This window comes from Calidifontibacillus oryziterrae (assembly GCF_000331575.1).
In the GTDB taxonomy this organism is placed as follows: domain Bacteria; phylum Bacillota; class Bacilli; order Bacillales; family Bacillaceae_J; genus Calidifontibacillus_A; species Calidifontibacillus_A oryziterrae.
Genome location: NZ_KB223527.1, coordinates 206,702 through 221,630 on the forward strand (window position 1 = coordinate 206,702; position 14,929 = coordinate 221,630).

At 36.0% G+C, this 14,929-nt stretch carries 17 protein-coding genes; 8 read left to right on the forward strand and 9 right to left on the reverse strand.

Annotated features, from left to right (window positions below):
- Positions 1-205: 205 nt before the first annotated feature.
- The 3 genes from D612_RS0109500 to D612_RS0109510 are packed head-to-tail and all read left to right on the forward strand — an operon-like array spanning position 206 to position 1,870.
- The gene (locus tag D612_RS0109500) at positions 206-1,108 is read left to right on the forward strand and encodes a cation diffusion facilitator family transporter (protein ID WP_017755228.1); all 903 of its coding nucleotides are present in this window, start codon (positions 206-208) and stop codon (positions 1,106-1,108) included.
- A 57-nt stretch (positions 1,109-1,165) separates the two neighbouring features.
- A complete protein-coding gene (locus tag D612_RS18215; RefSeq protein WP_017755229.1) occupies positions 1,166-1,456 on the forward strand; it encodes a hypothetical protein in 291 nt (96 codons plus the stop codon).
- Positions 1,457-1,507: 51 nt separating this feature from the next.
- A complete protein-coding gene (locus D612_RS0109510) occupies positions 1,508-1,870 on the forward strand; it encodes a hypothetical protein (protein ID WP_017755230.1) in 363 nt (120 codons plus the stop codon).
- 285 nt (positions 1,871-2,155) lie between these two features.
- On the opposite strand, the gene D612_RS0109515 is transcribed toward D612_RS0109510, so the two are convergent.
- The gene (locus D612_RS0109515; RefSeq protein WP_017755231.1) at positions 2,156-2,413 is read right to left on the reverse strand and encodes a stage VI sporulation protein F; all 258 of its coding nucleotides are present in this window, start codon (positions 2,411-2,413) and stop codon (positions 2,156-2,158) included.
- Positions 2,414-2,610: 197 nt separating this feature from the next.
- Between D612_RS0109515 and D612_RS0109520 the strand changes: the two genes are divergently transcribed.
- The gene (locus D612_RS0109520) at positions 2,611-3,366 is read left to right on the forward strand and encodes a DUF4931 domain-containing protein (protein ID WP_017755232.1); all 756 of its coding nucleotides are present in this window, start codon (positions 2,611-2,613) and stop codon (positions 3,364-3,366) included.
- A 149-nt stretch (positions 3,367-3,515) separates the two neighbouring features.
- The gene (locus tag D612_RS18730) at positions 3,516-4,622 is read left to right on the forward strand and encodes a S8 family peptidase (RefSeq protein WP_017755233.1); all 1,107 of its coding nucleotides are present in this window, start codon (positions 3,516-3,518) and stop codon (positions 4,620-4,622) included.
- A 28-nt stretch (positions 4,623-4,650) separates the two neighbouring features.
- Here the strand turns inward: D612_RS18730 and D612_RS0109530 are convergent, their stop codons facing one another.
- Positions 4,651-4,875: a YozE family protein gene (locus tag D612_RS0109530; RefSeq protein WP_017755234.1), complete on the reverse strand. Its 225-nt coding sequence runs from the start codon at positions 4,873-4,875 to the stop codon at positions 4,651-4,653.
- 133 nt (positions 4,876-5,008) lie between these two features.
- Between D612_RS0109530 and sleB the strand changes: the two genes are divergently transcribed.
- Positions 5,009-5,668, forward strand: coding sequence for a spore cortex-lytic enzyme (gene sleB, locus D612_RS0109535; RefSeq protein WP_017755235.1), 660 nt, complete (start codon positions 5,009-5,011; stop codon positions 5,666-5,668).
- A gap of 216 nt (positions 5,669-5,884) precedes the next feature.
- Positions 5,885-6,265: a globin domain-containing protein gene (locus D612_RS0109540; protein ID WP_017755236.1), complete on the forward strand. Its 381-nt coding sequence runs from the start codon at positions 5,885-5,887 to the stop codon at positions 6,263-6,265.
- Between the two features lie 65 nt (positions 6,266-6,330).
- Here D612_RS0109540 and D612_RS0109545 read toward each other — a convergent pair whose 3' ends face one another.
- Positions 6,331-7,704 carry a globin-coupled sensor protein gene (locus tag D612_RS0109545; RefSeq protein ID WP_017755237.1) on the reverse strand — a complete coding sequence of 458 codons (1,374 nt, stop codon included), beginning with the start codon at positions 7,702-7,704 and terminating at the stop codon, positions 6,331-6,333.
- A gap of 191 nt (positions 7,705-7,895) precedes the next feature.
- Between D612_RS0109545 and D612_RS18225 the strand changes: the two genes are divergently transcribed.
- Positions 7,896-9,071, forward strand: coding sequence for a PP2C family protein-serine/threonine phosphatase (locus D612_RS18225; RefSeq protein WP_017755238.1), 1,176 nt, complete (start codon positions 7,896-7,898; stop codon positions 9,069-9,071).
- 195 nt (positions 9,072-9,266) lie between these two features.
- Here the strand turns inward: D612_RS18225 and hypE are convergent, their stop codons facing one another.
- From hypE to D612_RS0109580, 6 genes are read right to left on the reverse strand one after another with little or no spacing between them, the layout of a single operon-like run.
- The gene (gene hypE / locus D612_RS0109555; RefSeq protein WP_017755239.1) at positions 9,267-10,274 is read right to left on the reverse strand and encodes a hydrogenase expression/formation protein HypE; all 1,008 of its coding nucleotides are present in this window, start codon (positions 10,272-10,274) and stop codon (positions 9,267-9,269) included.
- A 3-nt stretch (positions 10,275-10,277) separates the two neighbouring features.
- A complete protein-coding gene (hypD, locus tag D612_RS0109560) occupies positions 10,278-11,387 on the reverse strand; it encodes a hydrogenase formation protein HypD (RefSeq protein WP_017755240.1) in 1,110 nt (369 codons plus the stop codon).
- Positions 11,371-11,595, reverse strand: coding sequence for a HypC/HybG/HupF family hydrogenase formation chaperone (locus D612_RS0109565; RefSeq protein WP_017755241.1), 225 nt, complete (start codon positions 11,593-11,595; stop codon positions 11,371-11,373). Before D612_RS0109565 ends, hypD begins: the two co-directional genes overlap by 17 nt.
- 16 nt (positions 11,596-11,611) lie before the next feature.
- Positions 11,612-13,909 carry a carbamoyltransferase HypF gene (gene hypF, locus D612_RS0109570; RefSeq protein WP_017755242.1) on the reverse strand — a complete coding sequence of 766 codons (2,298 nt, stop codon included), beginning with the start codon at positions 13,907-13,909 and terminating at the stop codon, positions 11,612-11,614.
- A complete protein-coding gene (gene hypB, locus D612_RS0109575; RefSeq protein ID WP_017755243.1) occupies positions 13,891-14,553 on the reverse strand; it encodes a hydrogenase nickel incorporation protein HypB in 663 nt (220 codons plus the stop codon). Before hypB ends, hypF begins: the two co-directional genes overlap by 19 nt.
- Before the next feature lie 13 nt (positions 14,554-14,566).
- Positions 14,567-14,917, reverse strand: coding sequence for a hydrogenase maturation nickel metallochaperone HypA/HybF (locus tag D612_RS0109580; protein WP_017755244.1), 351 nt, complete (start codon positions 14,915-14,917; stop codon positions 14,567-14,569).
- Between the last annotated feature and the right edge of the window lie 12 nt (positions 14,918-14,929).

Below are 14,929 nucleotides of genomic sequence, written 5' to 3' on the forward strand. Positions count from 1 at the left end.
ATTATAGGACCAATATTTTCAAATCACACATCAAAACCTTTTTGAAGTTCAAATTAACAGTATCTATATCCACCATATTTGAGATTTGACAATAATGTGAATTCTTGTATTACATGATTACGCTCATTCAATAGGAAATGGAATTTGTTATTTGGTTATGCTATGTTTATAATGCTTTGAGATGATTTTAAGGAGTTTATACAAAATGGAGACTATCAATACTATTAGAAAAGGAGAAATAGGCGCGTGGATTAGTATTTTTGCCTATATCTTTCTTGCCGTTATAAAACTGATCATTGGTAATATTTCCGGTTCAGAAGCACTATCCGCTGATGGACTCAATAACTCGACAGATATTATTGCATCAGTTGCTGTCTTAATTGGATTAAAAATATCACGTAAGCCACCAGACCAAAATCACCAATATGGTCATTTACGATCTGAGACTGTCGCCTCTTTATTAGCATCTTTTATTATGATGGCTGTCGGAATTCAAGTTCTTTATAATGCACTGCTCTCAGTTATACATGTCAAACAAGAATCTCCTGATATGCTTGCCGCTTGGACTGCTTTATTTAGCTTCTTTGTAATGTTTGCTGTTTATAAGTATAATTTCAAGCTTGCAAAAAAAATTAATAGTCATGCTGTAATGGCTGCAGCACAGGATAATAAATCAGATTCCTATGTAAGCTTAGGTGCATTTATCGGTATCATTGGCTCACAATTCGGTTATGCGTGGGTGGATACTATCACTGCTTTAATAGTCGGGGTATTAATATGTAAAACAGCATGGGACATATTTAGACAAGCTTCACTTTCACTGACAGATGCCTTTGAAAGTGAAGAGCTACAGGAAATTGAACGTATTGTAATAGATACACCTGGTGTTCTTTCGTTAAATGATATAAAAGGTAGATATCACGGTAGTAGCGCCATGATCGATATCATTATTGAAGTAAATCCAAATATTACAATTTTAGCCGGCCATAAAATCGCTGATTTAATTGAGGAACGCTTAAAAATGAATTTGGGTATTCATTACGTCCACATACATGTTGAACCAAGTATGAAGAATCTTATGAGTAACGAAAGCACACATAAAAAATAGGTATTTCATGACTAGTTAATCTGCTTTTGCTCATAATACAACTAGAGGTGATTGCCCTTGAAGCTTTCCAAGGTTGAAAATCAAAAATTAAGTGACTCAATTGATCATATGCAGGAAGCACTGGATGTTTTCATCGATCTCTATAACCAATCAGAGGACGATGTATTTCATGTAAAACTTGAAGATGATGTCATAGAATTGATCCACAAGGCAAAGCATGTGTTAGGGGCAGAAATTGTCAACCAAAAAGTTAATACTCTTATAAAAGAAGTTCTTTCTTTTTTACCATTATATGAAATTTCTGAGCAAACCGCTAAAAATCATGATGAGGAAAATAAAGCTACTTAGATTTTAAAGATCAATGGATTATACACTTCGACTAAGTATGAGGTGATGACGGTGGAAATGAAAACAATTATGACTACTTTTACTGAAACGATTACAGGTACGATCCAGCATATTCAACAAGCAATCAGCAACTATCTTCAATCTGAAAAGATTACAGCACTTGATCTTGCTACTTTTATAAAAGATGATACAAGTACACTGAAATCAGCGAGACAGCTGTTAGGTATCACGTATCATAAATACGAACTAAACAAGGATGAACTCTTATTTGTTCTAGAAACAAAAGGTGAAGAAAATGAAAAGATCCTTTCATTAACTGTTTACAATAAAGGGCAAGCAATTATCAAATACAGAAGCTATGATCGAAATGCATCCCCTGATAAAACCTTTACCTTGATGCCACTTACACACTAAAATGTCTCAATCCTTTGACAATCATTTACTTATGCATAAAGGAACAAAAGCTATAGGCGCCCTGATTAGCGACGTATAAACTAAGAGCGCATCGACTGAGATAAACAAAACACGTCGAGGGACGAGTCGATGTTGACTTATCGCAAAAGAGATGAGCGAAGTTTACTAGTCGCTGGGCGCTTGCGCTAGACGACTACTCTCTGTGCTATAGTATTTATCCACAGGATCAAATTTTATAATTTCCTAAACAGCAAAAAAACTGACTTTGAAGTCAGCCTTCCCATTTTATTTGTTCATCATTTTCGTTAAAGAATTTAAATCCATTGGCATGTTATTATTTAAGATTGATTTTACAATCATGTCTTCTTTTTCCTTTGGAACTCGTTTCCCTGCAAGCTGAGCAACTTGAGCAATTACTTTTCTGACTGTTTTTTCATCCTTGAAATTAGCATTGGCTAAAGAGTTTGCCAGCTTCATAACATCACTCATGTTAACACCTGTTTTCTTTTCAATGTTTCCAAACATGTTATTATTTTTCTGCATGTATGAACGTTCCTCCATTTCCTTTGACGTTACTAGCATTGTATGGAGTAAAACCAAAATTGTGCAAAATCAGTAAGAAAAGGCTCAAGTGCCTTAGAAAAACAGGCAATATCTTTACTAACGTATTAGTGGCATTCATAAAATTTCACTATTATAATAATAATAATAACGTGAATATTGATTCGAGGAGCTTTAAAATGAGCAAACACTTAGTATTTAATTCAAAAATTGGTTCACAAAAGCCTAATAGTCTACTAAACTCTGATGCCGATTGTCCATTTTGTGATCGTGACAACCTAACAGATCTACTAGAAACTGAAGGCTCGATTATCTGGCTGAAAAATAAATATCCTACATTAGAAGATACTTATCAGACCGTAATCATCGAAACCGATGAATGTCACTCCGAGCTTTCCGAATATAATAAAGACCATCTCTATCGAGTCATCTCATTTGGTCTTAAGCATTGGAAAAATTTAATTCATAGTAAACGATATGAGTCGGTACTTTTATTCAAAAATCATGGGCCTTACTCTGGTGGTTCCTTACGTCACCCCCATATGCAAATAGTCGGGTTAGAAAAGATGAATTATTTGAAATCGATGAGCGACGAACATTTCAACGGAATTCAAATCGAGCATAAAAATGGGATTGAATATAATATTTCTAAATATCCAAGGATGGGATTTTTCGAATTTAACGTAATAATGGAAAATCACGACAATATTGAATCATTTGCCGATAACATTCAAATATCAGCCCACTATATTTTGAACCATTTTAATAAAAACTGTAATAGCTATAATCTATTTTTCTATGAATTAGGAGAAAAAATTGCGGTAAAAATTATGCCTAGATTTTCGACATCTCCACTCTTTGTCGGGTATTCCATCCCACAGGTTTCTAATCGGATAGAAGATGTTGTCAAAAAGATCAAAACTATATATTTTTAAAATAAGCTACGCTATATGCGTAGTTTTCCTTATTAAATTAAGCTTCAATATATCTAGTTGAAATATTAAATATATTCCTGTATTACCTGTGAGATAAAGCACTCTTTTTGTAGTGGTTTTTATGGTATGTTACAGTTGGTGAGGTTTAAATGGTAAAAAAACAAAAAATTTATTATGCACTTCTTATAGCGGTTTTAGCTGTTCCGATCATTTTTGTTTTGTTTTTATTTATTGCTGATTTTAATACTGACGATATAATTGTTGCGGTTATTGATACAGGCGTTGATTATAACCATGAATTTTTAAAGGGGAAGGTTCTTGATGGGATTGACGTTGTAGATTTTGATCAGAATCCAATGGATGAATTTGGACACGGTACCCATGTCTCCGGAATTATCGTTAAGAATGCACCTGCAGCAAAAATTTTGCCAATACGTACGTTAAATAAAAATGGCGTAAACGGCTATTTTCCAAATGGGCTTTGTATTCTTTATGCGATAATGAAAGGTGCCGATATCATCAATATGAGCTATAGCTCAAAGTCTGATCCAACAACGTCAATAGCTGTTAAATTTGGACATATGAAGGGGGTAATTTTCGTCGGTGCCGCTGGGGATCAAAACTCTGATGGCGTCAAATTCCCTGCTAGTCTTAACGAAGTAATTTCAGTTGGAACGGTCAAGCCGAGTATGAAAAAGATCTACAGACGCTCTAATTTTGGTGAAGATATTGATTATATAGCACCAGGTGTGGCAATTTTAAGCTCTGACACACAAAAGAGCTATTTTAAAAGAACTGGGACAAGCATGTCTGCTGCCTATGTTTCCGGAGCTATTGCATACTTAAAAACGAAAAACTCCCGAATAAACAGCAAAACAATTAAAGGATATTTGGATCAGGATGCAAATACGATAAATGATAAAATTAAGTATAAAGTAATCGATATAAATAAAATTAAAGCAATTAATGAGAATGCGCCTTATTTCGATATAAAAGATATCCCTCTTGATTATAAAAATGCGGAAATTAACATTTCATATGAAGCCCTATTTATCGATGAAATTAAAATCTTTAATAATCATAAACTTATAAGCACAGTCAATCCAATTGAACAGAAGAAAATATCGGTTGATTTAAAGAATGGTACAAATCTTATTCGCTTTGTTGCAAAATCCAAAACCAATCTATTTATTAAGGAAATTAAGGTTTATAAAAATAAACAGAAACGTATAATTGAAGATAGAACTGCATTATAACATTCAGCCCTCCTATGAGGGCTTTTTATCATTCTAAAACCTCTATTTCGTAAACGGACCAAAGTTCATCAAAAATTGTGACTGACTGAAGTGATGTATCCCCTAACTCTAAGTAATTACTAATTTCATAATAATCATGTGAATACTTTGGGAATCCATGGTCCTTGTATACTTCCTCTGCAAATTGACCAAACCTATCATTTTTTTTGGTAGTTCTATATTTTAACACAAATTGATAAAATGACTTTTTCAAGAAAAACCCCCCCTTATAACCAAGTATCTACTATTGTGACTTGTAGTGTGTCCCTCTATACTTTTCAATGTGTATACACAATGAAACACCACCGCTCAAGTGCCCATACAACTTGAGATTAGGAGTGATAGATGTGAGAAAACACAGGTTTTTTATCATTTTAACATGCATTCTTTCTTTTTCATTACTTTTTTCAACAATTAATGTAGATCAAGCAAATGCAAGTACTACAAAAGTAATTAAACAAGGAATGAACAGCGGTTATGTATATGACCTTCAGCACCGCTTGCAACAAACGGGCACTTATAAGGAAGCTATTACTGGTTATTTTGGACCAGTCACAAAAAATGCGGTGGTTAAGTTCCAAAAGAGATATGGACTTACTCCAGATGGTATTGTCGGGCCAAATACTTGGAGAGCACTTTATAAACACACATTTACCGCTAATGAAATAGAAATGCTTGCTAAGCTCGTCCATGGTGAAGCAAGAGGCGAAACGTTCGAAGGAAAAGTTGCAGTTGCTGCCGTCGTTTTAAACCGAGTCGATTCGAAAAAATTTCCAAATACCGTAAAGAGTGTAATATTTGAACCATACGCATTTACTGCTGTAGCAGATGGTCAATATTATACAAAACCTAATAAAGTTGCATACCAAGCTGTGTACAATGCTATTCAAGGTTGGGACCCTTCATATGGTGCACTGTTCTATTTTAATCCAAAAACAGCTACATCAAAATGGATCTGGTCGAGACCTCAAATAAAACAGATAGATAACCACATTTTCACACTGTAATATATAAAAAGCAGAATATTGAATCTATCCTCTATTGTTAGATATAATTTAACAATAGGGGGTTTTTTATTTCACTCTTGTTTTTTATTTCACTATTGTAGTGACGCCCGTTAAGCATATTTTGATTAAACTGAACTCAATGTGATAAATATCACACTTTTGAATAAAATGGTTTGCTATAGTGGAAAGAAATACTGGAAAAGATAGGTGATACTCGTGAGCTTTGAAATACCATATGAAGTAATTGGTGGTGCGGAAACGATCGAAAAGCTAGTAAAAGCTTTTTATCCAAAAGTATACTCCCATCCTGATTTAAAGCCGTTATTTAAGGATGACATGAAAGTGATTATGAGAAAGCAAAAAATGTTTTTAACCCAATTTTTAGGGGGTCCTACACTTTATAGCGATGAATTTGGACCCCCTGCTATGAGGTCAAGACATCTTCCCTTTGAAATTACACCTACACGCGCAAAAGCTTGGCTTACTTGTATGAAGGAAGCGATGGATGATATTGGCTTAGAAGGTTCCATTCGAGAACAAATTTATGAGCGATTAACACATGTAGCTACAATAATGATTAACACGCCTGATCAATAACAATCAGGCGTGTTTTATATTTTTATTTCATTACTTTAAGTGATAAGCAATAGTGCTATTCGTTCTTAACTGAACTTATCATTTAATTCACTATTTAAGTAGGTAAGTTGCTGTGCCATATCTGCAATTTGCTGCGATGCTATAGAAATATCTTGGAATGTTTCTTGAAATGCAGAAACGAAACCGCTAAAGTTGCGAATCTTTTCATCATTTTGTTTAACCCCGCTTACAGAGCTTTCGAGAACGTCTATAATATTACGGTTTATTTCTCTAAATAAACTTGTTTGTTCAACGATTTTATTAAAGGCATCCTCAAAATATTTTACCTTTTCCTGTACGTTAGTAATTTGTTCTTGGATGTGATCCAGTGCTTCTTGTGTTTGGTTGGCTAAGTTGCGTACTTCCTTCGCAACAACAGTGAACCCTCTACCATGTTCACCTGCACGTGCTGCCTCAATGGTTGCGTTTAATGATAACACATTGGTCTGACTGGATACATCACGAATCACCTTTACGACTTGACCAATCTTATTGGAGCTTTCACTTAATTCCGTTGTCATATTTTTTGTTGATTCAATCATATCTACTATCGTGTCAATCTCATTGAGAGAACTAGCTACATTTGTTTTCCCATCTTGAACTTGACTAATCATCTGTTGGGAGTTTTCTTGAATTAGGCGGATTCCTTCTAATATTTCACGTACTATTTTTTCTTTATCAGCTATAGTTGCTGTTGTTTCTTGGGCATTTGCTGCTAATGCAGTAGCTGATTCATTTAAGCGATGCTGTAATTCTTCAACTTCATTTAATTTCATCATAGAAGAAGTATACGATTCAATATATGTTGATATGCCGATTTGCATATCAAACGAACAAAGCTTTAAAAAAGATTGGTACGTTTCTTCAGCATCCTTATGTGGCAATTCTTTATTTAATATTGCTAATACCTCATTTTGAATTAACGTATAGGCACCAATATACCATTCCGGAAAAAGATTGATACGATTATGAACATTCCCTATGATCTTACGTCTAATAACATAATCAGCACCTACCTCACCAGAAACCATATCTAATAGATACCCTCTTAAAGTTTTCTTTAAGCGATCGATCGTCGAATGTTTATTTATTATATCCAGTAAGTGGGGTAGCTCTTGAAGTCGATTATAGAACGCAGTCACCATTTGCTCAGAATATTTTTCAAAAATGGGGCGAATGGTTGCCAACCGCTCAATGTCCTCAACTGTTAAACCAACAAATTTAACTTGCTCAGCCTCATCACTATTTAAGAGCTCTTGAAATCGCTTTGAAGTGGAGCTTTCTTTATTCGTATTAAGCTGTATATTTACCGTATTTGTTTCAATTGTATGATCTTTTTTGCCAAAGAAGATAGCACCAGTTTCATTTGCTAAAAGTCTTTTGAAAAGATGATTTACCATAATTGAAATCTCTCCTTTTTAGACATCATTACTAGGTTATAATTTTTTCATATAAAAAAATACTATCATATAATTTAAATGGATTAACATTAAAAATTTGTAAAAAACGTGACGTTCTCTCGTTTTTCATAATTTTGAGATTTAATCTATGTTAAAATAATAATAATACCTTTTTGGAGAGGAACCATCTTATGACAATTTTAATTGTTGATGATTCTACAGATGACCGCAATCATATTGTAAACCTGCTTCAAAAACATCGGCTTACGAATATTTTTCTGTTTGCTTCCGGTGTGGACGTGATTACATATATTGTGAAAAATTTAACAACTGAAGAACCAGAAGAGATTGAACTCATTATAATGGACATTGATTTACCAGATATGAATGGTATTGAAGCTTGTAAAAAGATAAAATCATATCCGATGATGAAGGATACACCAGTTATTATTACAACTAAATGTAGGGACAGTGAAATTATTCTAGCATCGTTTAATGCTGGTGCAACAGACTATATTGCAAAACCAATCAATAATGTTGAGTTAATTGCTCGTGTTAACCTCTCTTTTAAACTAAGACGAGAAATTGATGATAGGAAAAGAAATGAATTAAAAGTAATGAATCTCTTCCAAAAGATGCAATCTGATATACAAATTGCCAAACAAATACAAATTAGTATATTGCCTTCTCCACTTAAGTTGCCACATATATCAATTGATGCTAGATATTTACCTTCTGAACAACTTTCTGGCGACATGTATTACTGGGTAGAAATTTCACCGAGAAAGTATGGATTAATTTTAATAGATGTGATGGGACATGGAATTCATGCTTCCTTGATAAGCATGTCCATCCGGTCATTACTTCATGGATTACTTACAAGAGTTGAAGATCCCGTTATAATTTTTAAGGAATTAAACAAACATAGCCATAACCTTTTCAAAAACAGTACAAAGGGACATTTAAACTCTTATTATTTTTCCGGCATATGCATGCTTTTTGATTTCGCAAATAAACGAATTGAATACGTCAATGCTGGCCACCCGCCTGCCCTTTTGTTAACTGACAATAAACAAATCCAAAAGCTTGAAATTGGTTGTCCACCAATTGGTTTAATACGGAACTTACAGTTTGAAAAAGGCGTCATTCCTATAAAGAATAGCTCCAGAATCCTTTTGTATACAGACGGACTTACCGAACTATCCAATCATAAATTCTGGAATAGTAGGCTACAGGAGCTTTTTATCAAACATCAAAGCTTAGATCATCAAAGCTTTTTTGATGAAGTGTTATTAGAGAGAGCAAAGGAATCAACATGCGAGGACGATGTTTGCATAATCTCTGTTAAATTCAATCCAAATAAATAAGTAGTGTAAGCGCCTTGGTTAGTCCAAAAAAAGTACTGGCAAAAGTCGCGACAACCTGTCGCAACGCCAGTACTAGCGCTTTTTGTGCGTCGTGTTCTTCCCACAAAAGAAGTCGGATTTTGACTCGTGTGGGAAGAATTTTTATCCGAGGGAATAGGCGTTTAAGCTAGATTCGTATACTATGTATACCAAAGTTTAACAAATTCTCGGAAGCATCGTTCCTGCTAATCTGTTTAATCGTCTTTTGCTACCAATCGGAGTTGTAATAAATAATTGCCCTTTGTCCTTGGCTGTGACTTTACCGATTACACAGGCATCTTTACCCTCTTCATGCTGTCTCACTGCCTGTAAGACTTTATCTTCATCCTCTTTTGCAACAATAAAGATGATTTTCCCTTCGTTCGCTAAATAAAGAGGATCAAACCCCAGTATATCAGATGCACCATGTACTTGATTTTTAATTGGAACACGACTTTCCTCAATTTCCACCGTGACTTTGAAGTCTTCACAAATTTCTACAAGTGTTGTCGCTAATCCACCACGGGTTGGGTCCCTCATCATTTTAACATGTTCTGAAACTTGTACCACATCAGCAATCATCCGGTTAAGTGTTGCACAATCGCTACATAAGTCAGATTTTATTCCTAATTCGCCGCGAGCAGTTAAAATAGCAATACCGTGATCTCCAATCGTTCCGCTAATAATGATTGAATCACCGACCTCAATATTTTCAGGTTGAATCCGAACTTGGTTACTTTCAAATACACCAATACCTGTAGTATTTATGTATAAGCCATCCGCGCTTCCTAACTCAACTACCTTTGTATCACCAGCAACAATTTTCACGCCTGCTTTTTCTGCTTCCTCGTACATCGATTCGACAATGACCCTTAAATCCTTTATTAAAAAACCCTCTTCTATAATAAAAGATGCTGTTAAAAATTTTGGAGTAGCCCCAGTAACGGCCAAATCATTAACTGTTCCTGCAACTGCAAGCTTGCCAATATTTCCACCTGGAAAAAAAAGAGGCTTTACTACAAAGCTATCCGTTGTAAAAGCAATTTCACTGCTTGATAGAGATAGCAACGCAGCATCTAATTGAGCCTGTTTATCATGACCAAATTTTTCCACGAATACATCCTGAATCAGCTTATGGGCAAGCTCTCCGCCATCCCCATGAGCTAAATTAATCCGATCGCTCATTCTTTACTCCTCCCTCATATATTGATAATGAGCTGCGCAACTACCTTCACCCGATACCATACAAGGGCCAATAGGATTTGTTGGTTTGCAAGCCTTCCCAAATAACAGGCAATCTTCAGGACCTACTAAGCCTCTAATAATTTCGCCACAACGACATTTCGTTTTCTTCGGTTCACCGACAACAACCTTAAACCGCCTTTTCGCATTTAATTGGGAATAATCGTCATGAATATCTAAACCGCTGTTACGTATAACCCCAATCCCACGCCATGCTTCATCACAAGGCTGAAAATACGTCTCGATAATTTTTTGGGTGATTGGATTTCCATCCTCGGTTACTACACTCTTATAATCATTAATAATGTCGACTCGTTCCTCTAGCAAAATATCAATCAGCTTATAGATACCACTTAATAGCTCAACCGGCTCAAATGCTGTTATCATTCCAGGAATTTTATATTCATCAACTAAATATTGATAGCCTTTCCTTCCTAAAACAATTGATACATGACCAGGTAAAATAAAACCATCTAGCTTAACCTCACCTGAATCTAATAAAGTGCGTAAAACTGGCTCTACGAGCTTGGTCGTAACCCACATTGAAAAGTTTTTGACATCCTTTTCGTGGGCGGTTTTTAGAGCTACTCCTAAGATTGGTATTGTCGTTTCAAAACCTACCCCGAGGAAGATTACCTCTTTAGTTGGGTTCTCTTCTGCAATCCTGACAGCATCGGGCGGCGAATAAACGACACGGATGTCGGCGCCCTCAGTTTTCGCTTCCAGTAACGTTCGGTTCGTACCTGGAACGCGAATCATATCCCCGAACGTACAAATAATCCGATTTTCGCCTACTGCTAATTCAATCATCGCATCAATAGACTTTTGATCAGTGACACATACTGGACAACCAGGACCAGATATTAATCTTACATAATCTTGGAGCGCTTTTTTTACACCTGTACGTGCCAATGCCATTGTATGCGACCCACAAACCTCCATAAAAGCAGGCTTGTGACCGAATTTGGCTTCAAAGGCTTTAGCATGATTAATTGTTTTTTCAAGAAGCTTCTTGCTAATTTCTGGGTTGGAATTTTGTTCATGCATCTCTAGCATCAGCAAGACGCCTCCATTCCTCTAGGCTTAACCGAGCGTAGTCCTCATCAACAATCGACATCGCTTGACCTGCATGAACGATTACATATTGACCAATTTCTACTTCTGGAACAAATATAATACCTACAGTCATTTGTGAACCCATTACATCGACTGTTGCGCTAAATTCTTGCTTTTCAATTACTTTTGCTGGAACCCCTACACACATAACCTTTCCCTCCTACTTATCCATTCGTTCTATTAGCAGTAGCAATCATTAATTGTCCTAACGATAATCCTCCATCATTACATGGGACACGACTGTGGATAAATACACGAAAACCTTTCAATTCTAACATTCTCTTAATCTCTCTCGCTAAAAATGGATTATGAAAACTACCACCGGACAATACGACACTACGATTTAGTTTTTCATCATGATTAGCTAGCTTTACAATACTATCAACACATGAATGGACGACGGTCTCGTGGAATGCTTGAACGATTTCGGCATAATCACGTCCTTTTAAATAATCAGTAATGATCCCCTTTAGACAGGAAGAAAAATCAATTTCTAGTAGATTGCAATCATCCTTCAGTTCATATGGATATACGTCCCCACGACAAGACGCATTAAATGGTACTATTTCTGATAATTTTATTGCAGCCTCACCGTCATAGCTCTGTACCGTACAAATTCCAAGAATTGCGCTTACCGCATCAAATAGTCTGCCACATGTACCTGCTAATGGGCTATTTAAATTCTTTACAACCATATTACTAATTATTTCAATCTCATAGCTCTTTTCTGGAAAAAGCGTACCTGCTAATTCTTTTCCTTCATTTCCTAGATATTCTATCAACATTGCCACAGCGTTTCTCCATGGCTCTTTGATTGCTTTTTCACCACCAGGTAATGGTGAGTAGCGTAAATGAGCTAAACGTTTATACCCTTTTGCATCACCATATAAGACCTCAAAGCCCCAAATATTACCATCCTCTCCATAGCCCGTTCCATCCAAAATAATTCCAAAGCAACTGTCGTTAAGATGGTTATCGACCATACAGGAAACATGGTGAGCATGGTGATGCTGAATTTCTATGACATCACTATCCCTAAAATTCCTTATTAAATCTCGAACTGCGTAGCTCGGATGCTTATCAATTGCCAATATAGGTTTCGTAAACGGTCCAAGCCATTTCATTAAGTGTTTGAGTTCCCGTTTATAATGTTGCGTCATTTCGTAATGATTCATGTCACCGATATGAGGTCCTACAAATATTTCTTCATTTCTACCAATTGCGAATGTGTTTTTTTGTTGTGGACCTAGAGATACGACACCATGAATGTTTTTGTCCGTAATCAGCGGGTCAGGAACGAACCCGCGGGCCCGCCGTAAAAATGTTAATTTATTATTTATAATTTGAACGACTGAGTCATCAATTGGATGAATAATTTTTCGATCTGCTGTTAACACATAGTCTGCAATATCTTCTAAATAATGAAAAGCCTCTTCATCTTTATATAACATAGGCAGTCCTGATGGATTCGCACTTGTCACCACGAGAAATTCAAGGGAATTTCCAGAGAACAATAGGTGATGCAGAGGTGTATAAGGTAGCATCATCCCTAAAGTGTTTATACCTGGAGCCAGCTCATCTGGTAGAATCTCATTTCGGTTCTTCTGTAACACGACAATTGGAGCCGCAGTTGACGTAATCGCTTCTTCTTCCCGCTCATTAACGGCACATACTTTTCGAACCGCTTCAATATTTTTCGCCATAATTGCAAGAGGCTTTTGCGGACGGCTCTTCCGTTGCCTTAAGAGATTAATCGCCTGCTCATTTTTCGCATCACAGACAAGATGATAGCCGCCAATTCCTTTGATAGCAACAATTTCACCTATTGTTAATTTCTCTTTCACAGCAGTAATTGCAGCGCTTTCTGATGCTACTTCTTTTCGGTCAATACTATACAATATCACCTTTGGGCCACACTCAGGACAAGCAATTGGCTGTGCATGATGACGTCGATTTGTAGGATCCTCATATTCCTTCCTACACTTATCACACATAACAAAATCCTTCATTACCGTGTATGGTCGATCATATGGAAGTGCTTCAATGATCGTATAGCGCGGACCGCATTGTGTACAATTAATAAAAGGATATAGATAACGAAAATTAGCTGGATCATTCATTTCGTTAAGGCAATCCTCACAAACTGATGCATCAATAGGAATTACTAACGAAGAAGCTCCTGACCGTTCACTTGCGATAATTGAAAAATCAGTAAATCCATTGAGTTCTACATCCTCAACAAGGATGGAATCAATCCTGCTTAATCGTGGTGCATTCGTTTTGAGCTCATTTACTAAGTTTTCTAACGAGTTTTCATTACCTTCTGCAATAATACGGACACCATCCATATTATTTTGAACAGTTCCCGTTACTTTATATTTTTCAGCAAGTTGAAAGACAAAGGGACGGAATCCCACACCTTGAACCCGTCCTTTTACCTTTATTAAAATTGCTTCTGGCATCTTTCGTATGCGCTCCTAATCCAATTGATCCACTCGTCTATACCTTCATCCGTTTTAGCAGAAACCTCGATAATGCTAGATTCAGGGTTTATACCCTTTAAATCTTCTAGCGCTTTTTCGACGCTAAAATCAAGGTAAGGTAAAAGATCAATTTTATTCAAAATGACCATTTCTGTACGACGGAACATAACTGGATATTTAGGGATCTTATCATTTCCTTCCGGCACACTTAAAATAGCAATTTTATGATTTTGACCTAAATCATAGCCTGATGGACAAACAAGATTTCCAACATTTTCGATAAATAAAATATCTATTTCGTCTAAATTAAACTCTGGTAATGTTTTCGCTACCATTCTTGCATCGAGATGGCAGCCACCGCCAGTATTTATTTGTACAGCTTGTGCACCAGCTTCACGAATTCGATCCGCATCGATCTCAGTAGCTAAATCTCCCTCAATTACACCAATACGAAAATCCTGTGAGAGCCGTTGAACCGTTTTTTGTAGCAGTGTTGTTTTCCCAGCTCCTGGTGAACTCATTAAGTTAATAACTAATGTTTTGCTTTTCGTAAATTGATCCCGATTAAAAGCTGCTGCCGAATTGTTATCTGTTAATACATCTTGACCTAATGTTACTTTCATGTTGATAGCCTCCTTAATCACCTTCGTAAGAATCAACTTTAAACGTTTCACCTGAAATAAGTTTTCCCGTAGGAATATGACACATTGGACAGACGGCAATTTTTTGCTCTGGAATATACTCTGTCCCGCATATTGTACAAACTGCTTTTGCTGCTTCTTTTTGAATGATCAATTCAGAATGTATATCTAAAAAGTCAATATTTTGCCGCTTGTATACATCAAAAGCCAACTCAAGTGCATCTGGCAACGCATTGCTTAAATCTCCTACTATTAAATTAACTTTCTTTACTTTTTTTATATTATTCTTTCTTGCATCAGTTCCGACGAGATTTAAGATATCTCCCATTAACGCCATTTCATGCATACGCATCTTCCT